Genomic DNA, 22,716 nt, shown 5'->3' on the forward strand with positions numbered 1-22,716 from the left:
CGACCGGGTGCGCGGTTGCGCGTCGTCCAGGGTACGGAAGTTGCTGTGGCCCTTCCACAGAACATCGAGGGGGCTCCGTGACCGTGGCGTGTCCTGCCGGGCTTGCGAGGCCCGCGCCTCTAGGATTTCTTGGATCAACTTCGAGGGGTAGCGACGTATCGGCAGCAAGGACGGCGCCGGACGACCACACGGTCAGGGCGCGCTGAAGACAAGGACTGAGCCGGGCGGGATACCAGCCGCACCGGCCGATTCCGCATTCCGGCGGCGCTGGGTGGCCCCGGTCCGACGCGTCGGCCGGTCGGCGGGATGGGATCGGCAAGAGCGGCACAGCGGTGTTCCGGCGCTGGACGGACTGCGGGCGATAGCGGTGGCGCTGGTCCTGATCGGACATGGTGGCATCCCGGGAGTCAGCGGCGGATTCATCGGCGTCGACATCTTCTTCGTGCTCAGCGGCTTCCTGATCACCTCGCTGTTGCTCGACGAACTCGGCCGTAGCGGCCGGATCGACCTGCGCGGCTTCTGGATTCGGCGCGCGCGCCGACTGCTGCCGGCGTTGCTGTTGATGGTGCTGACCGTCAGCGTGGCCCGGGAACTGCTGCCCTACCAGTCACTCAACGGCCTGCGCGGGGACGCGATCGCCGCGTTCTGCTGGCTGGCCAACTGGCGGTTCGTAGCCCAGAAGACCGATTACTTCACCCAGGGCGCACCACCCTCGCCGCTGCAACACACCTGGTCGCTGGGGGTGGAAGAGCAGTACTACATCGTCTGGCCGGTGCTGCTGATCGCGGTGACGCTGCTGCTGGCCGCCCGCGCCCGGCGCTACTTCGGCAAGACCACGGTGGGGCACGTCCGGTTCAGCGCCTTCGTGATCGCCACCCTGGGCGTGGTCGCCTCCGCCGCGGCCGCCATCGTCTGCACCAGCGACGGCAATCGCGACCGGATCTACTTCGGCACCGACACCCGCGCGCAGGCGTTACTGATCGGTGCCGCGGCATCGGCACTGCTGGTCCGGGATTGGCCGGCGCTGAACCGCGGCTGGTGTCTGATCCGCAGCCGCTGGGGACGACGGGCCGCCCGGGCGCTGCCACTTGTCGGGTTAGGCACGCTGGCAGCGGTCACGCATTACGCGACGGGAAGCGCCGGTGAGTTCCGCCACGGCCTGCTGATCGTGGTGGCCGTCGCGGCGGTGCTGGTGGTGGCACCGGTGGCGATGGAGCAGCGCGGCGCCGTTGCCCGCGTACTCGCGTGGCGCCCGCTGGTGTGGCTGGGCATGATCTCCTACGGCGTCTACCTGTGGCACTGGCCGATCTTCCTGGTGCTCAACGGTGAACGCACCGGGTGGTCGGGCGGTGGCCTGTTCGCGGCCCGCTGCGCGGTCACGCTGGCGGTGGCGGGCGTGTCGTACTGGGCGATCGAGCAACCCATCCGGCGCTGGCGCCCGGAACGGGTGCCGTTGCTGCCGCTGGCCGCGGCCACCGTTGCCAGTGCCGCCGCGGCGACCATCCTGGTGGTCCCGGTCGGAGCGGGGCTGCGGGAGGTCGGGCTGCCGCCCGGCGTGTCGGCGGTCGCGGCGGTGTCGCCGTCGCCACCTGGCGCCGCTCAGCCCACCGCCGCCCCCGGCCCGCGCGATCCCAATCAGCCGTTCACCGTTTCGGTGTTCGGCGATTCGATCGGCTGGACGATGATGCACTTCCTGCCGCCGACACCCGGTTTCCGGTTCATCGACCACACCGTCATCGGCTGCAGCCTGGTGCGCGGCACGCCGTACCGGTACATCGGTCAGACGCTGGAGCAGCGTTCCGAATGCGATTCGTGGCCCGGTCGTTGGGCGACCCAGATCAGCCAGGATCGGCCGGACGTCGCGCTGCTGGTCATCGGGCGGTGGGAGACGGTCGACCGGGTCAACGAAGGAAAGTGGACGCACATCGGCGACCCGACGTTCGACGCGTACCTCAACTCAGAACTGCACCGGGCGCTCAATATCGTCGGCTCCACCGGTGTTCGGGTGATGGTGGCGACGGTGCCGTACAGCCGGGGCGGGGAGAAACCGGACGGCCGACTGTATCCCGAAGACCAACCGGACCGGGTCAACCAGTGGAACACCATGTTGCGCAACGCTATCGGTGAGCATCCGCATGTCGGCATCGTCGACCTGAACAAAAAGCTCTGTCCGGACGGCGTCTACACCGCGAAGGTCGACGGCATCAAGGTACGCAGCGACGGTGTGCACCTGACTCCGGAAGGGGTCAAATGGCTGCTGCCCTGGCTGGAGGAGTCGGTCCGCTAGTTCGACCAGCAGCTCAGCTCCATGCTGTCGCTCTCCCTGGCCGGGAAGTTGAAACTCACGTAACCGTTGCCGGGGTCGCGCACAAAGTCGAGGTAGGGCTGCATATCCGACGCGCTGGCATTGTCGGCGATCACCAGCGCGCCCGACGACAGCGACGGTTGCAGCAGATTGATCACCGGCAGGTAGAGGTCTTTCCAGCCGTCCAGTAGGACGAAATCGACCGGCCCGTCCAGTTCCGTCAGGGTGGCGAGCGCATCGCCTTCCAGGATCGTCACGTCCTGCAACCCGACGTCGGCGAACGTCTGCTTCGCCGCGGCGATCTTGGTGTCACTGAGCTCGGTGGTCACCACCCGGCCGGCACCGTTGTCGCGCACCGCGGCAGCCAGATGGATCGCCGAAATGCCGAAGGACATCCCGAATTCCACCACCGTCGCCGGACGGCTCGCCCGCACCAGCGAGTAGAGCAGGCGGCCGGCGTCGGGCGTCACCGGAATGTAGAACTCGCTCATCGCTTCGGTGCGTTCCTGCACCGTCATCGGGCCGTCGAACTGACCGCGCCGGTCGCGCAGTTGCGACATCTGCGCGCCGGCAGCGACATACATCCGGTCGAGCACCGAGGCGACCCGGGGATCTTGCAAAGTATTGGCCATACACCCGACTGTATGCCCCCGGAATCAGCCCGCCGGCGGTCCTGAGCGTCAGGCCACGACGTCGATCGGGTCGCCGATGCTGACCATGTTGAAGTACCAGGCGGCGTTGTCCGGGCTCAGGTTGATGCAGCCGTGGCTGACGTTGGCGTAGCCCTGCGAACCCACCGACCACGGCGCGGAGTGCACGTACACGCCGCTGCCGGTGACGCGCACCGCGTACGAGGCGGTGATCAGGTACCCGTCCGAGGAGTTGAGCGGGATGCCGATGGTGCGGGAGTCCATCACGACGGTGCGTTCCTTGGACATCGCGTTGAAGTTGCCGATCGGGGTCGGACGACTGGGCTTGCCCATCGACGCCGGCATGGTGCGCAGCACCTCGCCGTTGCGGCTGACGGTGAAGGTGTGCGCGGAGATGCTGGCCACGCCGCGCAGCTCGTCGCCGGTGTCAAAGCCTTCGTTGAGGGCCTGGACGCCGACGGAGACGTGGGTGTGGCCCGGCCAGTACCGGTCCGGCACCCATTGCACGACATTGCCGTCGAGCCACTGGAAGTGACCGGTCATATTGCTCGGAGAACTGACGCGGATGGACCGTTCGGCGGCGCGGTGATCCCGCACCGGCGCAGTGAAGGTCACCACCACCGGCGTGGCGATGCCCACCACGGCTCCCCCGGCGGGGAATATCGAGGCCACCCCGGGCAGCGGGTGGGGGACCGGCACGGCGCCGGTCGCGGGACTGCCCGATCCGGCCGCGGCCATCGTGGTGATCGCGACCAGGACGAAAAGATAACGAACCGCTCGACGCATGGTCTCGACCCTTCGGGATGGTGCGGTGGACACAACCACACAGTCTAGTGGCTATCCCCCGGAAGGGGTCATAGCAAACATGGCCAGCGTAGCCGGGGCTCGGCTTTCCGGTGTCGTCAGATCTTGCTGCTGCGGTTGAGGGCGGCCAGGTGCCCGCTTTCCACTCCGGCGCCGGGATCGAGCACGCAGTCGATCAGGGCGGGACCGTACGACGCCAGTGCCTCGGTCAGTGCGGTCTCCAGCTCAGCCGGCGTCCGCACGTGGTATCCCTTGCCGCCGAACGCTTCTGCGAGCAGGTCGTGCCGTGCGTCGATGTTCAGCACGGTGGGCGCCGGGTCGGATGTGGCCGTAGTGATCTCGTCGCCGCGGTACACACCGCCGTTGTTGAGGACGACGACGGTGACGGGAAGCCGGTAACGACAGACGGTTTCGATCTCCATGCCGCTGAACCCGAACGCACTGTCACCCTCGATGGCGACGACGGGGCGCCCGGTCTCCACGGCCGCCGCGATGGAGTAGCCCATCCCGATGCCCATCACACCCCACGTTCCGGTGTCCAGCCGGTGCCGCGGCAACTCCATGTCGATGACGTTGCGGGTCAGGTCCAGCGCGTTGGCGCCTTCGTTGACCACGTAGGTGTCCGGGTTACGTTGCAGGACAGTGCGAATGGCACCGAGCGCATTGTAAAACCGCATCGGGTGCGGATTTTCGCTGAGCTGCTGGCGCATCTTGGCGTCGTTACGGGCTTTGCGTTCGCCGAGCTCATCCGGCCACGCCGCCGCAACCTCCACCGGGTGGGTGGCCAGCCCGTCCAGCAACGCCGACATCACCGAACCGATGTCCCCGGTCAGCGGCGCGGTGATGGGCTGGTTGCTGTCGAACTCGCTGGGCGCGATGTCGATCTGGATGAATTCGGCGTCCGGGGACCATTGTGGTGATTCCCCGTGTCCGAGTAGCCAATTCAGTCGCGCGCCGACCAGCAGCACGACGTCGGCGCGCTTGATCGCCAGCGAACGCGCGGCGGCGACCGACTGCGGGTGTACGTCCGGCAGCAAGCCTTTGGCCATCGACATCGGCAGGTAGGGGATCCCGGTGGTCTCGATGAATTCCCGAATCACGTTGTCGGCCTGCGCGTATGCGGCGCCCTTGCCGAGCACGATCAACGGTCGCCGTGCCCGGGCCAGTACGGTCAACGCCCGGTCCACCGCGTCGGGTGCCGGCAGTTGCCGCGGGTCCGGGTCGACGATGCGCCAGATCGAGTTGGCGGCGTCGGCAGCCGGCATCGTCTGCGCCAGCACCTCGCCCGGAATGTCCAGATAGACCCCGCCGGGCCGCCCGGAGATCGCGGTCCGGACCGCCCGCGCGACACCGCGCCCGATGTCTTCGACCCGGCCGATCCGGTAGGCCGCCTTGGCGAAGGGCCGCGCCGCGTTGAGCTGGTCGATGTCCTGATAGTCACCGCGTTGCAGGTCCACCACCGCGCGGTCGCTGGACCCGGAGATCTGGATCATCGGGAAGCAGTTGGTGGTGGCGTTCGCCAGCGCGGGTAGGCCGTTGAGAAAGCCGGGCCCCGAGGTCGTCAGGCACACCCCGGGCCGGCGGTTCAGGAAACCCGCCGCGGCGGCGGCGTTGCCGGCCGAGGCCTCGTGCCGGAAGCCGATGTAGCGGATCCCGGCGGCCTGCGCGGTGCGGGCCAGATCGGTGATCGGAATCCCGACCAGGCCGTAGACGGTGCTGATGTCGTTGGCTTGCAGCGCGTCCACCACCAGGTGGAAGCCGTTGGTCAGCGCGGCGGTCATGGTCGCCCCTCCTCAGGTGGTGATCCGGCGTCACTGCTCATCATTCACGCTGCCCGTCATTGGACAGCGAGCCTTGCGCCCCGGCAGGGTGCACGGTAGAAGCCGCACCGGCCCCGAAGGAGCGTGGCATGACAGCCGATGAGACCACTGAACGGCGTCCGGGCATTCTCGAGTTGATCGAGGTGGCCGCGAACCGCGCGCCGGAAGCGACGTCGCTGGTCATCACCGCTGATCGCGTCCCGGTCAGCTATGGCCGGCTGATGGACCTGGTCGACGATCTCGCGGCCCAGCTGACGCAGGCCGGCCTGGTGGCTGGGGACCGGGTCGGGTTGCGCACCGGGAGCAGCGCCGAATTCGTGGTCGGTCTGCTGGGCGGGCTGCGGGCGGGCCTGATCGTGGTGCCGCTGGATCCGGCGCTGCCGCTCGCCGACCAGCGCGCCCGCAGCGCGGCGGCCGGTGTGCGGGTGGTGCTCATCGACGGCGGTCCCACCGAGCCGGCGGTGCCGTGGTGGCCGATCGCAGTTGCCGTCACCGGCGGTACGTGTACAGCCCGAGTGGATACGCCCACGGCACCCGATGCGGCCGCCGTTTCCCCTGCGGGGTTGCACGACGACGACGCGATGATCATGTTCACCGGCGGCACCACCGGCCTGCCCAAGATGGTCCCGTGGACCCACGCCAACATCGCCACCTCGGTCCGGTCCATTGTCGGCGGATACCGGCTGGGCGCACAGGATGCGACGGTCGCGGTGATGCCGCTGTACCACGGCCACGGGCTGGTCGCGGCGCTGCTGTCCACGCTGGCATCCGGTGGCGCCGTGCTGTTGCCGGCCCGCGGGAAGTTCTCGGCGCACACCTTCTGGGACGACATCGATGCCGTCGGAGCCACCTGGTATACGGCCGTGCCGACCATCCATCAGATCCTGTTGGAGCGTGCTGCCGGCGAGAACGCCGAAACTAGAAGGGCCAGTCTGCGTTTCATCCGCAGCTGTAGCGCACCGTTGACCGCGGAAGTGGCCGCGGCGCTGCACGCGGAGTTCTCGGCGCCGGTGTTGTGCGCGTTCGGCATGACCGAGGCCACCCATCAGGTGGCGACGACGTCCGCCGACCAGGAGGTTGATCCCGCGGCGTCGGCCGGCCTGGTCGGCCGCTCCACCGGACCCGAGATCCGGATCGTCGACTCCGACGGCAAGACCGTCGCGCCCGGTGACGTCGGTGAAGTGTGGCTGCGCGGCGCCACCGTGGTGCGCGGTTACCTCGGCGACCCGAAGATCACCGCTGCGAACTTCACCGACGGCTGGCTGCGTACCGGCGACCTGGGGACGCTGTCGGATTCCGGTGACCTGACCATCCGCGGCCGCATCAAGGAGCTGATCAACCGCGGCGGCGAGAAGATCTCACCCGAGCGGGTCGAGGGGGTGCTGGCCGCCCATCCCCAGGTTCTGGAATGCGCGGTGTTCGGTGTGCCGCACCCGATGTACGGCGAGGCCGTCGCGGCAGTGATCGTGCCCCGGGGGCCAGCCGCCACCGCCGAAGAGCTCGCACAGTTCTGCCGGGACCGGTTGGCGCCGTATGAAATTCCGGCCAGCTTCGCCGTAGCCGAAGACTTGCCGCACACCGCCAAGGGCTCGCTGGATCGGCGCGCGGTGTCGCAGCGGTTCAGTCCGCAGCGCTAGGCACTGGCCCGCACCCGGGCCGCGGCGGATTCAGGCATCGGCTCGTAGCGGGCGAAGCTGAGGGTGAACGACGCCGCCCCGTGCGCCAGGGAACGCAGGTCGATGGCGTAGCGGGTCAGTTCCACCTGCGGCACCTCGGCATGGACCACGGTGCGCTCGTGGCCCGCGGTGTCGGTGCCCAGCACCCGGCCGCGGCGGCTGGACAGGTCGCCCATCACCGCACCCACGAAGTCGTCCGGCACCAGCACCGAGATCTGGTCGATCGGCTCGAGCAGCACCACCTTCGTCGCGGCCGCCGCCTCGCGCAGCGCCAGGGCACCTGCCATCTGAAAAGCGAAGTCCGACGAGTCCACGCTGTGTGCCTTGCCGTCGAACAAGGTGACCCGCAGATCGACCACCGGATAGCCGGCGTGCACGCCCTTGTCCATCTGGGCGCGCACGCCCTTCTCCACGCTGGGAATGTAGTTGCGCGGCACCGCCCCGCCAACCACTTTGTCCACGAACTCGAATCCCGAGCCCTCGGGCAGCGGCTCCACCTCGATGTCGCACACCGCGAACTGGCCGTGGCCGCCGGACTGCTTGACGTGCCGACCATGCCCTTTTGCCTTGCCGCCCAACGTTTCCCGCAGCGGTACCCGCAACTCGACGGTGTCCACCGTCACCCCGTAGCGGTTGGCCAGGGCATCGAGCACCACACCGACGTGCGCCTCGCCCATGCACCACAGCACCATTTGATGGGTCTCCGGGTTCTGCTCGATGCGTAGCGTGGGGTCCTCGGCGGCCAACCGGGCCAGCCCGACCGACAGCTTGTCCTCGTCGGTCTTGGCGTGTGCCTGAATAGCGATGGGCAGCAACGGTTCCGGCATCGTCCACGGTCTGAGTACCAGCGGCTCGGACTTGTCCGACAAAGTGTCGCCGGTTTCGGCGCGGCTGAGTTTGCCGATCGCGCAGATGTCTCCGGCCACCACGGACGGAGCGGGCCGTTGCTGCTTTCCGAGGGGAAACGACAACACCCCGATGCGCTCGTCCTCGTCGTGGTCGGGGTGCAGCGCCCCGTGCCCCTGGACGGTCCGGTCCTGACCGAAGAACGACGAGAAGTGGCCCGACACATGGACGGTCGCATCCGGCTTGATCGTCCCGGAGAACACCCGGACCAGGCTGACCCGGCCGACATAGGGGTCCGAGGTGGTCTTCACCACCTCGGCGAGCAGTGGTGCGTCGACATCGCAGGCCAGGTCCTCGTGCGCGGCACCCTGCGGGGTGAACACCTCCGGCAACGGATGCTCGCGGGGAGAGGGAAAGCCGCGGGTGGCCACCTCGAGCAGTTCCAGGGTGCCGACGCCGGTGCTGCTGCACACCGGAATGACCGGGAAGAACGAGCCACGGGCGACGGCCTTTTCCAGATCCTCGATCAGCACCGACTCGTCGATCGTCTCGCCGCCGAGGTAGCGGTCCATCAACGACTCGTCCTCGGATTCCTCGATGATCCCTTCGATCAAGCTGCCGCGGGCCTCCTCGATCCGGTCGGTGTCGGCGGGTGATTCGGTGCGCTTGCCGCCGGCGTAGGTGTACTCGGTTTGCGACAGCAGTCCGATCAGCCCGGCGTCGGTGGGCAGGTACAGCGGTAACACCTTGTCGCCGAACGCTTCTTGGGCCGCCGCCAACGCTTCTGCGTAGTTGGCGCGGGCGTGGTCGAGTTTGGTCACCACCACGGCCCGGGGCATGTCGACCTGGCTGCATTCCTGCCAGAGCGACTTGGTCGGTTCGTCGACACCCTCGTTGGCGGCGATCACGAACAGCGCGCAGTCCGCCGCGCGCAGACCGGCCCGCAACTCCCCGACGAAGTCGGCGTACCCGGGTGTGTCGATCAGGTTGACCTTGACGCCCTGGTAGGCGAGCGACGCCACCGCGACGCCTACTGAGCGTTGCTGCCGGATCTCGGCCTCGTCGAAGTCGCACACGGTGTTGCCGTCGGTCACCGAACCCGGCCGCGACAACACCCCGGCGGCCACCAGCAGCGCCTCCACCAGGGTGGTCTTGCCGCCCCCGGACGGCCCGACCAGCGCCACATTGCGAATGCCGTCCGGACCGGTCGCGGTGGGGGCGGTAGCCGCGCCCTGGGCAGCACTGACTCTGTCGGCCATGACATTCCTCCAGTTCTCCCGGAATTCCGGGTGATCCAGCTCACAGGACGCAGTGCCAACTTTTCTCCGCGGCGACGTCCAGCACAAGGGTCGGGCGCGGCAGTGCGCCGCCGGGCGGGCGGGGACGGCGGGGACGGCGGGGTCAGGCGTGCCAGCTCGACCAACGGCACACGGTCACCGCGATCACCGGGCCATCCAGCGAAACGGACTGGTACTGCGGATATTTGGCCCGCAGCAGTCGAAATCCGGTGTCCAGTGACTCGCCGTCGCGGGCAATGGCCGCGGTGCCGTCGGCGCGCACCCACCACAGCCGGGTCCAGTCGTCGTCGTAGTGGTCGACGAGCAGACTGACGGCCGGGTTGGTCTCGATATTGGTCAACCGTCGCAAGCGCCGGGTGGTTTTCGGCTTCGCGTCCACCGCGGTATAGACAACACCGGAATGCAGCGCGAAGACCACCGGCACCAGGTGGGGAACACCCTGCGCGCTCACCGTCGCCAGCCGCGCGACCGGGGAACGCGCAAACCACGCCACGGGGTCGAATTCCACCGGCTCAGCTTAGGAGGTGACGAGAGTCACCTTCTGGTTTGGCAATTGCGCTTTGAGCGGAAATTCGGGTCGCAGTTTCCCCGATTCCTTGCCTGACCACCGTATTAAATGGGTATCTGGAATACGGTGGTGCCAGACAAGGCCGCCGCCCGGACCCTTGGGCTGGGACAATTCGGCTGTTTTCCGACGCAGGAGGTTCTTCACCGATGAGCAAATTGCGCCACCGTTCGCTGGGGTGGATGGTCGCCGTATTGGTCCTGCTCGGATTGGGCCTGGCGATCCCGCCCGGACCCGCGCAGGCCGCGCCGTTCAAACACTTTCCCGCCAAACCGCTCGACCCCGCGGCCACCGTCGCCCAGGTGAGTCCGCAAGTGGTCAACATCAACACGAAATTGGGTTACAACAACGCGGTGGGTGCCGGGACGGGGATCGTCATCGACTCCAACGGCGTGGTGTTGACCAACAATCACGTGATCTCGGGCGCCACCGACATCAGCGCATTCAGCGTCGGCGACGGGCGCACCTACGGCGTCGACGTGATCGGCTATGACCGCACCCAGGACATCGCGGTGCTGCAGCTGCGTGGCGCCGGCGGCATCCCGACCGCAGCAATCGGCGGACCGGTGAGCGTCGGCGAACCGGTGGTGGCGCTGGGTAACACCGGCGGACAGGGTGGCGCGCCGCGCGCGGTGACCGGCAAAGTGATCGCGGTCGGCCAAACCGTCCAGGCCTCGGACGCGCTGACCGGCGCGGCCGAAACGCTGAACGGACTGATCCAGTTCGACGGCGCGATCGCCCCCGGTGACTCCGGCGGGCCCGTGGTCAACAGTGCCGGGCAGGTGGTCGGCGTCAACACGGCCGCCTCGGAGAACTTCCAGTTGCAGGGCGGGCAGGGCTTTGCCATCCCGATCGGGACCGCAATGGGCATTGCGAACCAGATCCGCAGCGGCGGTGGCTCACCCACCGTGCACGTGGGGCCGACGGCCTTCCTGGGCCTGGGCGTCGTCGACAACGGCGGCAACGGCGCGCGGGTGCAACGGGTGGTTGGCTCCGCCCCGGCAGCCTCGGTCGGGATCGCCAACGGTGACGTGATCACCGCCATCGACGGGGTGCCGATCAACTCGGCCACTGCCCTGTCCGATGCGCTCACGCCGCGCCACCCCGGGGATGTCATCTCGATCAGCTTCACGTCCAAGTCCGGAGTCGCACGCACCGAGAACGTGACACTGGCAGAAGGGCCACCCGCGTAGGCGGACAGGTCCTCTCGGGTTGCAACACGCGAATTCTTTTGGTATTGAACGGGATTCGCTGTCACCTGGGCCACATGTTTTCTTAACGACGGGCGTCGGGTACACGTGGCATCGTGGAATTGATGAACGACGAGAGAGATGCCGTCCGGCACGATCCCGCGCACGATCCCGCGGAGGGCAGTCACGTCGAGGGGGGTGTGGTCGAGCACCCGACCGCCCAGGACTTCGGGAACGCCGTTGCGCTGCCCGAAGACCCCACCTGGTTCAAGCACGCGGTGTTCTACGAGGTGCTGGTCCGGGCTTTCTTCGATTCCAACGCCGACGGATCCGGTGACCTGCGCGGCCTGATCGACCGCCTGGACTATCTGCAGTGGCTCGGTGTCGACTGCCTGTGGCTGCCGCCGTTCTACGACTCACCGCTGCGCGACGGCGGTTACGACATCCGCGATTTCTACAAGGTGCTGCCCGAGTTCGGCACCGTCGAGGACTTCGTCGCCCTGATCGACGAAGCGCACAAGCGGGGCATCCGGGTGATCACCGACCTGGTGATGAACCACACATCGGATTCGCATCCGTGGTTCCAGGAGTCCCGGCGCGATCCCGACGGGCCGTACGGCGACTTCTACATGTGGAGCGACACCAGCGAAAAGTACACCGACGCCCGCATCATCTTCGTCGACACCGAGGAGTCGAACTGGACGTTCGACCCGGTGCGCCGCCAGTTCTACTGGCACCGGTTCTTCTCCCACCAGCCGGACCTGAATTACGACAGTCCGGCCGTGCAGGAAGCGATGATCGACGTGTTGCGCTTCTGGCTCGGTCTGGGCATCGACGGGTTCCGGCTGGACGCGGTGCCCTACCTGTTTGCCCGCGAAGGCACCAACTGCGAAAACCTGCCGGAGACCCACGCCTTCCTCAAGCGGTGCCGCAAGGTGGTCGACGACGAATACCCGGGCCGGGTGCTGCTGGCCGAGGCCAACCAGTGGCCGGCCGACGTGGTCGAGTATTTCGGCGACCCCAGCACCGGCGGCGACGAGTGCCACATGGCGTTCCACTTCCCGCTGATGCCGCGCATCTTCATGGCGGTGCGCCGCGAGTCCCGCTTCCCGATCTCGGAGATCCTGGCCCAGACACCGGCCATCCCGGACATGGCGCAGTGGGGCATCTTCCTGCGCAATCACGACGAGCTGACGCTGGAGATGGTCAGCGACGAAGAGCGTGACTACATGTATGCGGAGTACGCCAAGGATCCGCGGATGAAAGCCAACGTCGGCATCCGCCGCCGGCTGGCTCCGCTGCTGGAGAACGACTTCAACCAGATGAGGTTGTTCAACGCGCTGCTGCTGTCGCTGCCCGGATCGCCGGTGCTCTACTACGGCGACGAGATCGGCATGGGCGACGTGATCTGGCTTGGTGACCGCGACGGAGTGCGCACCCCGATGCAGTGGACGCCGGACCGCAACGCGGGTTTCTCCACCGCCAACCCGGGCCGCCTCTACCTGCCGACCAGCCAAGATTCCGTGTACGGGTACCAGGCGGTCAACGTCGAGGCGCAGCGCGACACCTCGACATCGCTGCTGAACTGGACCCGCACCATGCTGGCGGTGCGCCGCCGCCACGACGCGTTCGCCATCGGGTCATTTCACGAACTCGGCGGATCCAACCCCTCAGTGCTGGCCTACGTGCGCGAAGTGCCCCGCGAGGACCGGGACAACGACGTCGTCCTGTGCGTGAACAACCTGTCGCGGTTCCCGCAGCCGATCGAACTGAACCTGCAGCAGTGGAACAACTACACACCCGTCGAGCTGACCGGCCAGGTGGAATTCCCGCGGATCGGGCACCTGCCGTACCTGCTGACGCTTCCGGGCCACGGGTTCTACTGGTTCTCGCTGTCGCTGATTGAGGAGGACCATGACTCGCACCGGTGATGCAGCCCAGCTGCCGTGGTCGGAATGGCTGCCGCAGCAACGCTGGTACGCGGGCCGCAACCGGCAACTGTCGAGCGCCCGGCCCGGGGTCGTCGTGCCGCTGCGGGACGACCTGGAATTGGTGCTGCTCGACGTGGCATATACGGACGGCTGCACCGAGCGCTACCAGGTGATCGTCGGCTGGGACGCCGAACCCGTCTCGGAGTTCAGCGACCAGGCCACCATCGGGGAGGTCGGTACGCACACCGGTTTCGATGCGCTCTATGACGGCGCCTCGCCCCGCTTCCTGCTCTCGTTGATCGACGCCTCGGAGGTCCGCGGCTCCGCGGCCGCCCAGGTGAGGTTCATCGGGGAACCGGATGTCCAGCTGCCGCTGGACGCCTACCCCAGAGTGTCCGACGCCGAGCAGAGCAACACCAGCGTGATCTTCGACCGTGCCCCGGCCGCCATCTTCAAGGTGTTCCGCCGGGTCAGCCCCGGCATAAACCCCGACGTCGAGCTGAACCGAGTGCTCGGTCGCGCCGGGAACCCGCACGTGGCGCGGCTGCTCGGCAGCTACGAAATCGGCGCTCAGGACGCGTCCGCGGATGCGACGTCCCCGTTGGGCATGGTGACCGCCTTCGCCGGCAACGCGGCCGAAGGCTGGGCCATGGCCACCGCCAGCGTGCGGGACCTGTTCGCCGAAGGCGACCTGTACGCCCACGAAGTCGGCGGCGATTTCGCCGGCGAGTCCTACCGGCTGGGGGAAGCGGTGGCGTCTGTGCATGCCACGCTGGCGGAGGCCCTGGGCACGTCGCAGGCGCCGTTCCCGCTGGAGCACATGCTGTCGCGGCTGTCGTTGTCGGTCGCCGCGGTGCCGGAACTGGCGCAATACGTCTCGACGATCCAGGAGCGGCTCGGCAAGCTCGCCGACGAGCAGATCACCGTGCAGCGGGTGCACGGCGATCTGCACCTGGGCCAGGTACTGCGCACCCCGGAGAGGTGGTTGCTGATCGACTTCGAAGGCGAGCCGGGCCAACCGGTGGCCGAGCGGCGGGCACCGGATTCGCCGATGCGGGATGTGGCGGGTGTACTGCGGTCGTTCGAATACGCCGCCTACGGTCCGCTGGTGGATCAGGGTGGCGACAAGCAGCTGGCCGCGCGGGCCCGGGAGTGGGTCGGACGCAACCGCACCGCCTTCTGCGATGGCTACGCCGCCGCGTCGGGGACCGACCCGCGCGACTCGGCGCTGCTGCTGACTGCCTACGAACTCGACAAAGCGGTGTACGAGACCGGGTACGAGTCGCGGCACCGTCCCACCTGGCTGCCGATTCCGCTGCGCTCGATCGCGCGCCTGACCACCGCCTGAGATGCGGCGTTAGGCCCGATCGCGGCCGCTCTGGAAGCATGGGGCGGGTGCAGAAAGAAATGTATGACAGCGAGGCCAGGTTGGCCTGGCTGCTGGCCGCGCTGGCCGGGGTGCTGGGCGCCACCGCGTTCAGCCACTCCGAGGGCTACTTCGTCACCTTCATGACCGGCAACGCGCAGCGAGCGGTGCTGGGGGTCTTCCGCGACGACGTCTGGCTGTCCATCACCGCCGGGACGCTGTTGCTGTGCTTTCTCACCGGCGTCCTGGTGTCCTCGATCTGCCGGCGGCGGTACTGGGCGGCCCACCCGCACGGCCCGACCGTGCTGACGACGTTCGCGCTGCTTTTCGCGACCGGTCTGGACATCGTCCTGGGCGGCTGGGAGGAAACCATGCTCGACTTCGTGCCGATCATGTGTGTGGTGTTCGGGGTCGGCGCGCTGAACACCTCGTTCGTCAAGGACGGTGAAGTGTCGGTGCCGTTGAGCTATGTGACCGGGACATTGGTCAAGATGGGCCAGGGCATCGAACGGCACATGGCCGGCGGACAGATCGAGGACTGGTTCGGATACTTCATGATGCTGGCCACTTTCATGGCGGGCGCCGCGATCGGCGGCGCGATCAGCCTGGTGGTCAGCGGGACGCAGATGCTGGCCGTCGCCGCATTCGTCTGCGCGGTGACGACCTGTTACACCTACCTGCACGCTGATCGGCGTGGCCTGCTGGACAACAAGGCGTGAGAAAGAAACATCGGCAGCAGCGCTGGCCGTAGCGCTGCTGCCGATGTGGTCTCGGGCGGATCAGGTCCCTTGCCCAGGCACCGCGGGCGGGGCGGCCGGTGCCGCCGGTGGCGGCGCGTTCACCGCGGTGAGTACCTGCAGCATGTCGGGTTTCATCGCCATCAGTTGCTGGTTCCAGTAGTTCCATGAGTGGGTCCCGTTGCTGGGGAACTGGAACACCCCGTTGCGTCCGCCGTTGGCCGCGTAGGTCTGCTGGAACTGCTGGTTGGTGCGCAGGGTGAGGCCTTCGAGGAACTTCGCCGGCATGTTGTCCCCGCCGAGGTCGCTGGGCGTGCCGTTGCCGCAGTAGACCCAGACCCGGGTGTTGTTGGCGACCAGGCGGGGAATCTGCACCATCGGGTCGTTGCGCTTCCACGCCGGGTCGGTGGACGGCCCCCACATGCTGTTGGCGTTGTAGCCGCCGGAGTCGGTCATTGCCAGGCCGATCAGCGTCGGCCACCAGCCCTCGGACGGGTTGAGGAAGCCCGACAGCGACGCGGCGTACGGGAACTGCTGCGGGTAGTAGGCGGCCATCACCAGCGCCGAACCGCCCGACATGGACAGGCCCACGGCCGCGTTGCCGAACGGCGACACACCCTTGTTGGCCTGCAACCAGGTGGGCATCTCCCGGGTGAGGAAGGTCTCCCACTTGTAGGTGTAGCCCTGGCCGTTGCCCTGCGACGGCTGGTACCAGTCGCTGTAGAAGCTGGACGTGCCGCCCACCGGCATGATCACCGACAACCCGGACTGGTAGAACTCCTCGAAGGCGGGGGTGTTGATGTCCCAGCCGCTGTAGTCGTCCTGGGCGCGCAGGCCGTCCAGCAGGTAAACCGCGTGCGCCCCGCCGCCCTGGAACTGCACCTTGATGTTGCGGCCCATGGCCTGGGACGGGATCTGCAGCGTCTCCACCGGAAGGCCGGGCCGGGAGAATGCCTGCGCCGGAGCCGATCCGCCGACCACGCCGACGAGACCGGGCAGCAGCGCGGCGCCCACCGCCGCGACAGCCAGGTTGCGGGGCATGGTTTTGGCTGCGCCTCGCAGATTTCGCATCTTTGCCAAGAACGACATCGCTAACCTCATCCCAACTGCTCGTCTGCCGCTCACCGCGGTGGAATCTGTTCTCGGAGAGTGAAACACAAGCGGCAGACGCAACTCAGGCGTCGCGGCCGTAACCTTGGGTCGCGGTTGGCTAACGGTTGAGTGTCGGGCCGGACAAGCCGGTGACGAGGTCGCGAAACCGTAACGATTGATTACCGGATCAGCCGTGGCATCTTGTGCTCAGGCCGTGCCAGGGCTAGGCGACCAGTCGACGCAAAACCTTTGACGCCGCAACGATTCCGATCACCGGAGCGATCAGCAGCACGGCGACGTCGACGAGGTGGAAGGGAGTGCCGATCAGCAACGCCCGCAGTACGTCGACCTCGTAGCTCAGCGGGTTGATCTTGCTCAGCACCCGCAGCCAGGACGGCATCACGTCGACCGGATAGAGGGCGTTGGAGGCGAAGAACAACGGCATGGTGATGGCCTGACCGAGCCCCATCAACCGGTCGCGGTTACGGACCAGACCCGCCAAAGTCATTGACAGACAAGCGAAGAAGGCAGCACCGAGCATGACCGCACCCATCGCCGCCAGGATGCGCAGTGGGTTGGCCGTCAGGCCGATGTTCATTGCGTAAGCCAGCACCAACACGCCGACGATCTGGGCCACCGAGCGCACGCCGGCGGCGAACGATTTGCCGGCGATCAGGGCCGAGGCCGGTGCCGGGGTCACCATCAGCTTGGCCAGCACGCCCGCGTCGCGATCCCAGATGATCTGAATGCCATAGAAGATCGAGATGAACAGCGCCGACTGGGCGATGATCCCCGGGGCCAGGAACGCGAGGTAGGACACGTTGCCGGTGTCGATGACACGCAGGTGGCTGAAGGTGGTCCCGAAAATGAGCAGCCATAAGGCGGGCTGCACCATCCGCGTCACGAGTTCGGTGCGATCGTGCTGCAACTTCTGCAATTCGACGATCGCGAAGGCCCCGACGCTGCTCGCGGTCGCCCTGACCCGGTCGATGCCGCGTGGGGCGCGTACCGGATGGGCGGTGGCAGGGGGACAGTCCCGGTCAACCGACATGACGGTCAGCCCTTCTGCTGGAACGGATTTCACGGGGAGTGGTGGCTTCGGTGTGCAGGTCTGAGGCGGCGTAGTGACGGAACACATCCTCGAGGGTGGCATCGGGTGAGACCTTGGCCTTCAGCTCTGCGGGTGTTCCGATCGCCTGCAGCGCGCCGTGGTGCATCAGTGCGACGCGATCGCACAGCGTGTCCGCCTCCTCCATGTAGTGCGTGGTCAGCAGCACGGTCATGCCGAACTGCTCCTGCATGTTCCGCACCTGCGTCCAAACTCCATCGCGCGCAATGGGATCGAGTCCCACTGTCGGTTCGTCGAGCACCAGCAGCGAGGGTCGATTGACCAGGGCCTGTGCCACTTCCAGTCGCCGCACCATGCCTCCGGAGTAGCTGGAGGCCAGTTTGTCGGCGACGTCGAGCAGGTTCATCGCGTCCAGCGCCTGCTCCACGCGCTCGGAGCGCTCGCGACGGGGCACTCCGTACAACCGGGCGAACCACTGCACATTCTGCCGCCCGGTCAATGCCGTTTCGATCGAAAGCTGTTGTGGCACATAGCCGATGTTGCTTCTGATGTCGATGGTCTGACGTCGGGCATCCATCCCGAAGATATAGAGTTCGCCGTCCTGAACCGGCGCCAGCGTCGTCAACACCCGCACCACGGTGGTCTTGCCGGCGCCGTTGGGGCCCAGCAGGCCCATCGTCTCACCGGGGTGCACCCCGAAGGTGACGTCGTCGACGGCGATGTCCTGGCCGTAGCGGTAGGTCAGGTGCCGGCAGTCGATCGCCTGGTTCATGTGTCCCGCTCCCGCAGCCGTCTGGTCATGTCTTCGAGGACTTTCAGCCCGTTGGCCAATACCCCGATCTGGTCTTCGTCAAGCTCGGCGAGCAGGTCGGTGAGCACGGCCCGACGCGCCTGCGCGGTCGCGTCCATCACCTGCTGAGCCGACTCGGTGAGCCGCAGCCGGCTGACCCGACGGTCGGCGGGGTCAGCGGTCCGCTCCAGTAGGCCGGCGCAGGACAGTTTGGTCACCAGGGTGGACGCGGTGTTGGGCATCAGGCCGAGTTCGGCGGCCGCGGTGCTGACCGAGACCCCCGGACGGTGGGTGACCAACCGCAACAGCTCGGCCTGAGACTCCGAAAGCTGTCCGGGTGCGTAACCGGTGCCGGCGGAACGCCGCAGCTGGCGGCGGAACCTGCCCAGGATCCGCGGGATATCGACAGTGAGGTCGGTCTGTGTGTCCACTGCCGTCCAGAATACCTCTGTAGCCGAGCTATCTAGTAATGCGATGCAGCACCACCTCGTGCAGCGCGCCCCGCGCGACCGTGGCGGTCAGGTAGGTGCAGTGTGGTTGCCGGCGCCGATCCGTCGGCGAGCCCGGATTGAGCAACCGCAGCCCGCTGGCCGTGGTGGTGTCCCAGGGGATGTGGCTGTGCCCGAAGACCAACACGTCGGAGTCGGGGTAGAGCCGCGACATGCGCGCCTCGCGACCTGCGGTCGCACCCGTCTCATGCACGACCGTGACGTGCAGCCCGGCCAGCTGCGCGTCCGCCCGCTCCGGCAGCCGGGACCGCAGCTCGGGGCCGTCGTTGTTGCCCCAGCACGCCAGCAGCCGTGCGGACCTGGCCTCGAGTCGGTCCAGCAGGTCCGGGGTCACCCAGTCGCCGGCGTGGATGACCACATCGGCCTCATCGACCGCGTCCCACACCTGCGCCGGCAGGTCCCGCGCCCGTTTGGGGACGTGCGTGTCGGCGATCAGCAACAGGCGCATAAGTTCTATGCATACCCCGACGAGAGGATGGATCCATGCGTACGTTCGAGTCCGTCAACGACCTCGCCGCCGCCGCGGGTGAGGACCTCGGGCACAGCGACTGGGTGACGATCAGCCAAGAAGAGGTCAACCTGTTCGCCGATGCGACCGGTGATCACCAGTGGATACACGTCGACCCGGAGCGGGCCGCTAAGGGGCCGTTCGGCACCACCATCGCCCACGGGTTCATGACCCTGTCGCTGCTGCCGCGGCTGCAGCACCAGATCTACACCGTCAATGGCATCAAGCTGGCGATCAACTACGGCCTGAACAAGGTTCGTTTCCCGGCCCCGGTGCCCGTCGGGTCCCGCGTGCGGGCGGCGGTCACGTTGGTCAGCGTCGACGACTTGGGTGAAGGCACCGTCCAGGCCACGTTGTCGACCACGGTGGAAGTCGAGGGTGCGGCCAAGCCGGCCTGCGTGGCCGAAAGCGTGGCGCGCTACATCTCCTGACCGCGAGCAGACGCAGAATCGCACGTGGGAGCCATGAACAGCGCGATTCTGCGTCTGCTCGCGGGTGGGAAAGGATCAGAATTCGGCGACCGCGTGTTCCAGGCGGGCAGCCAGCCTGGCCTCCGCTTCGGCCTTACGGGTCGGGATGTGCTGCGACGGGAACGGCGTCGTCACCGGCTGGTATTCCCTGAGCGTGCGACGGGCCACCGTCATCTTGTGCAGCTCGGTGGCGCCGTCGGCGATGCCCAGCGATTCCGCCGCCACCAGCATCTTGACGAAGGGCATCTCGTCGGAGACGCCGAGTGCCCCGTGCAGATGCAGGGCGCGCTGCGCGACGTCGTGCAGTACCTGAGGCATCGCCACCTTGACCGCCGCGATGTCGCGCCGCACCTTCTGATAGTCGTGGTGCTTGTCGATCAGCCACGCGGTCCGCAGCACCAGCAACCGGAACTGCTCGATCTGGATCCAGCTGTCGGCGATCTTCTCCTGGGTCATCTGGAAGTCCGACAATCTGCCATGCCTGGTCCTGCGTGACACCGCCCGCTCGCACATCATGTCGAAAGCCTTGCGGGACAACGCGATTGTGCGCATCGCATGGTGGATGCGGCCACCACCCAGCCGGGTCTGCGCAATCATGAACGCCTGACCTTCACCGCCGAGCACGTGATCGGCCGGTACCCGGACGTCGTTGTATCGCACGTAACCGTGGCTGGCTCGCTTGGACGACTCGGCGCCCACGCCGACATTGCGGATGATCTCGATGCCCGGCGTCTCGGCCGGCACGATGAACAACGACATCTTCTCGTAGGTGCGGCCCTCGGGGTTGGTGACCGCCATGACGATGAAGAACGACGCGTGCCTGGCGTTGCTGGAAAACCACTTCTCGCCGTTGATGATCCAATCGTCCCCGTCCCGGGTGGCAGCGGTGACGAACAGGCCGGGGTCCGAACCGCCCTGCGGTTCGGTCATCGAATAGCAGGAGGTGATCTCGCCGTCCAGCAACGGCTGCAGGTAGCGCGCTTTCTGATCGTCGGTGCCGAACAGCGCCAGGATCTCGGCATTCCCCGAATCCGGTGCCTGACAACCGAACACCGACGGCGCCCAGCGCGAACGTCCCAGGATCTCGTTCAGCAGCGCGAGTTTGACCTGGCCGAAGCCCTGGCCGCCCAGCTCGGGGCGCAGGTGTGCAGCCCACAGCCCCTGGTCCTTGACCCGCTGCTGCAGCGGCCGCAGGATCGCCATCATCTCGTCGTTGTTCTTGTCATACGGATCGAGTGCGACCAGGTCGAGCGGCTCGAGTTCGGTCACCATGAATTCTTCGACCCAGTCCAGTTTCGCCTGGTATTCCGGGTCGGTTTCGAAGTCCCACACCGTTGGCCACCGTTCCCCGGCGCTGCGGTGCACCGGCCTTGTCGTTGGAGCCACCCCATCGTAAGGGCCTTGCTAGCGTCGACAGGGTGACTCCCCAGGTGCGCCCAGCGCGCAGAGCCGATGTTCGCGAACTGGGACGGACGTTGGGCCGCGCGTTCTTCGACGATCCCATCTCGGTGTGGCTGCTGCCCGACGACGACGCGCGCCGCCGCCACCTGCACCGGATGTTCGCCACCATGACCCGGCACCACCATTTGGCGCATGGTGGCGTGGAGGTGGCCACCGACGGGCCGGGCATCGGCGCGGCGGCCCTGTGGGACCCGCCGGACAAGTGGCGCGAATCGCGCCGGGCGGAGCTGGCGCAGATCCCGACCTTCCTGCGGGTGTTCGGCTTCAACACCGGACCGGGCCGTCGGCTCCAGGAGCTGATGAAGCGGGTGCACCCCGAGGAGCCGCACTGGTATCTGGCGGTCATCGGCAGCGACCCCAGCGTCCGGGGGCAGGGGTTCGGCCAGGCCCTGATGCGGTCGCGGCTGGAGCGCTGCGACGCCGAATACTGCCCGGCCTATCTGGAGTCGTCCAAACCCGAAAATGTGCCGTACTACGAACGTTTCGGCTTCACCGTCACCGGTGAGATCAAGGTTCCCGACGGGGGACCGAGCCTGTGGCCGATGTGGCGCGACCCGCGCTGAGCGGGTTTAGCCGCGGTGGTCATGGGCAACCAACTGCGCATGCAAGGCGGCCCCGACGACACCCTGAGCCCACAGGAGTCGACTGACTCCGACGAACTGCGCAACGACGACGGCGACACCGTCGTCGACCCGCCCGATCAGTGGAGTGAGGCCGACAAGTTCGGCATGACCCCGCGGGAGGAGCGGGAAGGGGAATCGCTGGACCAGAAACTGGCCGCCGAGGAACCGGATCTGATCCGGCCCGGGTCGGCCGGCACCGGCGAAGGTGGGCTGTCCGGTGGCGTGCACCGGGGTCAGGTGGACGGCACTCCCGAAGACGGTGATTCGCTCTACACCGTCGTGGAGGAATGACTCAGGGGCTGGATTTCCACCCGGCCACCCCGATGGCGACCATGCGCAGTTGCTTGACCGCGATCCGGTGAATCTCTTCCAACGCTTCGTTGCTCTGAGCGTCCTCGATCGCTTCGGCGGTGACGATCATCGCGTTGACGAATAGGCTGGCCAGCACGTTGAGATCCTCGGTGCTCCACTCGTTCAGCCGCGGAAAACGCGCCAGGTCGGTGGCCAACTCCGAGGTGATCAACCGGATCTCGGTGCGAATCGCGTAGCGCAGCACCGACAATCCGGTGGAACGCTCCCGGGAGATGAACCGCCAGTGCTCGCGCTTCTCGGCGACGCTGGCGATCAGGATCTCGACCGATGACTCGATGACCCGGTTGGGGTCCAGCTTCCCGGCCCGCGCGCCCCGCAGCGTGTCGCGCAGGCTGCGGAATGACTCGTCGATGAGCACCAGTCCGAGCGCCTCCATCGACTCGAAATGGCGGTAGAACGCGGCCGGCACAATGCCCGCTTCCCGGGTGACCTCGCGCAGGCTCAGGGCGCTGAAGCTGCGGTCGTTGAGCAGTTTGAGTGCCGCGGCGACGATGGCGCGCCGGGTCGCCTCCTTGCGTTCCTCGCGTGACGGGCTGTCCCGCACCCGGTCGCGGACCCTATCCGGGCTGGTGCGCCGGGAGTGTGAGCTAGGAGTACGACCGTTCACTATGTGAACCGTACCACAAGGCCGGTG

Annotated in this window: 21 protein-coding genes; 9 read left to right on the top strand and 12 right to left on the bottom strand. The window is 67.3% G+C overall.

All coding sequences use genetic code 11. The features are described 5' to 3' along the window. The first annotated feature begins 229 nt into the window (after positions 1 to 229). The gene (locus tag ACZYZ9_RS19305; RefSeq protein WP_463828020.1) at positions 230 to 2,287 is read left to right on the top strand and encodes an acyltransferase family protein; all 2,058 of its coding nucleotides are present in this window, start codon (positions 230 to 232) and stop codon (positions 2,285 to 2,287) included. Here the strand turns inward: ACZYZ9_RS19305 and ACZYZ9_RS19310 are convergent. The 3 genes from ACZYZ9_RS19310 to oxc form a co-directional block, all read right to left on the bottom strand. Further along, positions 2,284 to 2,937, bottom strand: coding sequence for an O-methyltransferase (locus tag ACZYZ9_RS19310; RefSeq protein ID WP_463827877.1), 654 nt, complete (start codon positions 2,935 to 2,937; stop codon positions 2,284 to 2,286). The genes ACZYZ9_RS19305 and ACZYZ9_RS19310 overlap by 4 nt on opposite strands. Before the next feature lie 48 nt (positions 2,938 to 2,985). Then, positions 2,986 to 3,741, bottom strand: a complete 756-nt coding sequence (locus ACZYZ9_RS19315) for a L,D-transpeptidase (protein ID WP_463827878.1) — start codon at positions 3,739 to 3,741, stop codon at positions 2,986 to 2,988. 116 nt (positions 3,742 to 3,857) lie between these two features. Next, the gene (gene oxc, locus ACZYZ9_RS19320) at positions 3,858 to 5,540 is read right to left on the bottom strand and encodes an oxalyl-CoA decarboxylase (protein ID WP_463827879.1); all 1,683 of its coding nucleotides are present in this window, start codon (positions 5,538 to 5,540) and stop codon (positions 3,858 to 3,860) included. A 128-nt stretch (positions 5,541 to 5,668) separates the two neighbouring features. Between oxc and ACZYZ9_RS19325 the strand changes: the two genes are divergently transcribed. After that, the gene (locus ACZYZ9_RS19325; RefSeq protein ID WP_463827880.1) at positions 5,669 to 7,216 is read left to right on the top strand and encodes a FadD7 family fatty acid--CoA ligase; all 1,548 of its coding nucleotides are present in this window, start codon (positions 5,669 to 5,671) and stop codon (positions 7,214 to 7,216) included. Here the strand turns inward: ACZYZ9_RS19325 and ACZYZ9_RS19330 are convergent. Beyond that, complete coding sequence (locus ACZYZ9_RS19330) at positions 7,213 to 9,360, bottom strand: elongation factor G-like protein EF-G2 (RefSeq protein WP_463827881.1); 2,148 nt, start codon at positions 9,358 to 9,360, stop codon at positions 7,213 to 7,215. The genes ACZYZ9_RS19325 and ACZYZ9_RS19330 overlap by 4 nt on opposite strands. 142 nt (positions 9,361 to 9,502) lie before the next feature. After that, complete coding sequence (locus ACZYZ9_RS19335; RefSeq protein WP_463827882.1) at positions 9,503 to 9,907, bottom strand: TIGR03668 family PPOX class F420-dependent oxidoreductase; 405 nt, start codon at positions 9,905 to 9,907, stop codon at positions 9,503 to 9,505. A 206-nt stretch (positions 9,908 to 10,113) separates the two neighbouring features. Between ACZYZ9_RS19335 and ACZYZ9_RS19340 the strand changes: the two genes are divergently transcribed. The 4 genes from ACZYZ9_RS19340 to ACZYZ9_RS19355 all read left to right on the top strand — a co-directional run bounded on the left by ACZYZ9_RS19340 (position 10,114) and on the right by ACZYZ9_RS19355 (position 15,170). Further along, positions 10,114 to 11,157 carry a S1C family serine protease gene (locus ACZYZ9_RS19340; RefSeq protein WP_463827883.1) on the top strand — a complete coding sequence of 348 codons (1,044 nt, stop codon included), beginning with the start codon at positions 10,114 to 10,116 and terminating at the stop codon, positions 11,155 to 11,157. Positions 11,158 to 11,279: 122 nt separating this feature from the next. Further along, a complete protein-coding gene (gene treS, locus ACZYZ9_RS19345) occupies positions 11,280 to 13,085 on the top strand; it encodes a maltose alpha-D-glucosyltransferase (protein ID WP_463827884.1) in 1,806 nt (601 codons plus the stop codon). Next, positions 13,069 to 14,433, top strand: a complete 1,365-nt coding sequence (locus tag ACZYZ9_RS19350) for a maltokinase N-terminal cap-like domain-containing protein (protein ID WP_463827885.1) — start codon at positions 13,069 to 13,071, stop codon at positions 14,431 to 14,433. Before treS ends, ACZYZ9_RS19350 begins: the two co-directional genes overlap by 17 nt. A gap of 47 nt (positions 14,434 to 14,480) precedes the next feature. Next, positions 14,481 to 15,170, top strand: a complete 690-nt coding sequence (locus ACZYZ9_RS19355; RefSeq protein ID WP_463827886.1) for a YoaK family protein — start codon at positions 14,481 to 14,483, stop codon at positions 15,168 to 15,170. A gap of 60 nt (positions 15,171 to 15,230) precedes the next feature. Here ACZYZ9_RS19355 and ag85C read toward each other — a convergent pair whose 3' ends face one another. From ag85C to ACZYZ9_RS19380, 5 genes are all read right to left on the bottom strand, one after another. After that, complete coding sequence (ag85C, locus tag ACZYZ9_RS19360; RefSeq protein WP_463827887.1) at positions 15,231 to 16,277, bottom strand: diacylglycerol acyltransferase/mycolyltransferase Ag85C; 1,047 nt, start codon at positions 16,275 to 16,277, stop codon at positions 15,231 to 15,233. A 226-nt stretch (positions 16,278 to 16,503) separates the two neighbouring features. Next, entirely contained in the window at positions 16,504 to 17,331 is an 828-nt protein-coding gene (locus tag ACZYZ9_RS19365) for an ABC transporter permease (RefSeq protein WP_463827888.1), read from the bottom strand. Further along, entirely contained in the window at positions 17,321 to 18,121 is an 801-nt protein-coding gene (locus ACZYZ9_RS19370; protein ID WP_463827889.1) for an ATP-binding cassette domain-containing protein, read from the bottom strand. Before ACZYZ9_RS19370 ends, ACZYZ9_RS19365 begins: the two co-directional genes overlap by 11 nt. Continuing rightward, complete coding sequence (locus ACZYZ9_RS19375; RefSeq protein ID WP_463827890.1) at positions 18,118 to 18,570, bottom strand: MarR family winged helix-turn-helix transcriptional regulator; 453 nt, start codon at positions 18,568 to 18,570, stop codon at positions 18,118 to 18,120. The genes ACZYZ9_RS19370 and ACZYZ9_RS19375 overlap by 4 nt, the downstream gene beginning before the upstream one ends. A gap of 28 nt (positions 18,571 to 18,598) precedes the next feature. Continuing rightward, the gene (locus ACZYZ9_RS19380; protein WP_463827891.1) at positions 18,599 to 19,096 is read right to left on the bottom strand and encodes a metallophosphoesterase family protein; all 498 of its coding nucleotides are present in this window, start codon (positions 19,094 to 19,096) and stop codon (positions 18,599 to 18,601) included. A gap of 35 nt (positions 19,097 to 19,131) precedes the next feature. Here ACZYZ9_RS19380 and ACZYZ9_RS19385 point away from each other — a divergent pair, with 35 nt between their 5' ends. Beyond that, a complete protein-coding gene (locus ACZYZ9_RS19385) occupies positions 19,132 to 19,587 on the top strand; it encodes a MaoC family dehydratase (protein WP_463827892.1) in 456 nt (151 codons plus the stop codon). Between the two features lie 75 nt (positions 19,588 to 19,662). On the opposite strand, the gene ACZYZ9_RS19390 is transcribed toward ACZYZ9_RS19385, so the two are convergent. Further along, positions 19,663 to 20,958 (bottom strand): acyl-CoA dehydrogenase family protein, encoded by a 1,296-nt coding sequence (locus ACZYZ9_RS19390; protein WP_463827893.1) that lies wholly within the window; start codon positions 20,956 to 20,958, stop codon positions 19,663 to 19,665. 86 nt (positions 20,959 to 21,044) lie between these two features. Between ACZYZ9_RS19390 and ACZYZ9_RS19395 the strand changes: the two genes are divergently transcribed. Together ACZYZ9_RS19395 and ACZYZ9_RS19400 are read left to right on the top strand one after the other, a co-directional pair. Continuing rightward, the gene (locus tag ACZYZ9_RS19395) at positions 21,045 to 21,650 is read left to right on the top strand and encodes a GNAT family N-acetyltransferase (RefSeq protein WP_463827894.1); all 606 of its coding nucleotides are present in this window, start codon (positions 21,045 to 21,047) and stop codon (positions 21,648 to 21,650) included. A gap of 21 nt (positions 21,651 to 21,671) precedes the next feature. After that, positions 21,672 to 22,001 (top strand): hypothetical protein, encoded by a 330-nt coding sequence (locus ACZYZ9_RS19400; protein ID WP_463827895.1) that lies wholly within the window; start codon positions 21,672 to 21,674, stop codon positions 21,999 to 22,001. 1 nt (position 22,002) lies between these two features. On the opposite strand, the gene ACZYZ9_RS19405 is transcribed toward ACZYZ9_RS19400, so the two are convergent. Continuing rightward, positions 22,003 to 22,689 (bottom strand): TetR family transcriptional regulator, encoded by a 687-nt coding sequence (locus ACZYZ9_RS19405; RefSeq protein ID WP_463827896.1) that lies wholly within the window; start codon positions 22,687 to 22,689, stop codon positions 22,003 to 22,005. Between the last annotated feature and the right edge of the window lie 27 nt (positions 22,690 to 22,716).

The organism is Mycobacterium sp. IDUB_28, from assembly GCF_055419285.1.

Bases quoted from the DNA above. Each gene is read 5' to 3' on its own strand.
- ACZYZ9_RS19310 (WP_463827877.1), bottom strand. From the start codon at position 2,937: ATGGCCAATACTTTGCAAGATCCCCGGGTCGCCTCGGTGCTCGACCGG.
- ACZYZ9_RS19315 (WP_463827878.1), bottom strand. From the start codon at position 3,741: ATGCGTCGAGCGGTTCGTTATCTTTTCGTCCTGGTCGCGATCACCACG.
- oxc (WP_463827879.1), bottom strand. From the start codon at position 5,540: ATGACCGCCGCGCTGACCAACGGCTTCCACCTGGTGGTGGACGCGCTG.
- ACZYZ9_RS19325 (WP_463827880.1), top strand. From the start codon at position 5,669: ATGACAGCCGATGAGACCACTGAACGGCGTCCGGGCATTCTCGAGTTG.
- ACZYZ9_RS19330 (WP_463827881.1), bottom strand. From the start codon at position 9,360: ATGGCCGACAGAGTCAGTGCTGCCCAGGGCGCGGCTACCGCCCCCACC.
- ACZYZ9_RS19340 (WP_463827883.1), top strand. From the start codon at position 10,114: ATGAGCAAATTGCGCCACCGTTCGCTGGGGTGGATGGTCGCCGTATTG.
- treS (WP_463827884.1), top strand. From the start codon at position 11,280: ATGAACGACGAGAGAGATGCCGTCCGGCACGATCCCGCGCACGATCCC.
- ACZYZ9_RS19350 (WP_463827885.1), top strand. From the start codon at position 13,069: ATGACTCGCACCGGTGATGCAGCCCAGCTGCCGTGGTCGGAATGGCTG.
- ag85C (WP_463827887.1), bottom strand. From the start codon at position 16,277: ATGTCGTTCTTGGCAAAGATGCGAAATCTGCGAGGCGCAGCCAAAACC.
- ACZYZ9_RS19365 (WP_463827888.1), bottom strand. From the start codon at position 17,331: ATGTCGGTTGACCGGGACTGTCCCCCTGCCACCGCCCATCCGGTACGC.
- ACZYZ9_RS19370 (WP_463827889.1), bottom strand. From the start codon at position 18,121: ATGAACCAGGCGATCGACTGCCGGCACCTGACCTACCGCTACGGCCAG.
- ACZYZ9_RS19380 (WP_463827891.1), bottom strand. From the start codon at position 19,096: ATGCGCCTGTTGCTGATCGCCGACACGCACGTCCCCAAACGGGCGCGG.
- ACZYZ9_RS19385 (WP_463827892.1), top strand. From the start codon at position 19,132: ATGCGTACGTTCGAGTCCGTCAACGACCTCGCCGCCGCCGCGGGTGAG.
- ACZYZ9_RS19400 (WP_463827895.1), top strand. From the start codon at position 21,672: ATGGGCAACCAACTGCGCATGCAAGGCGGCCCCGACGACACCCTGAGC.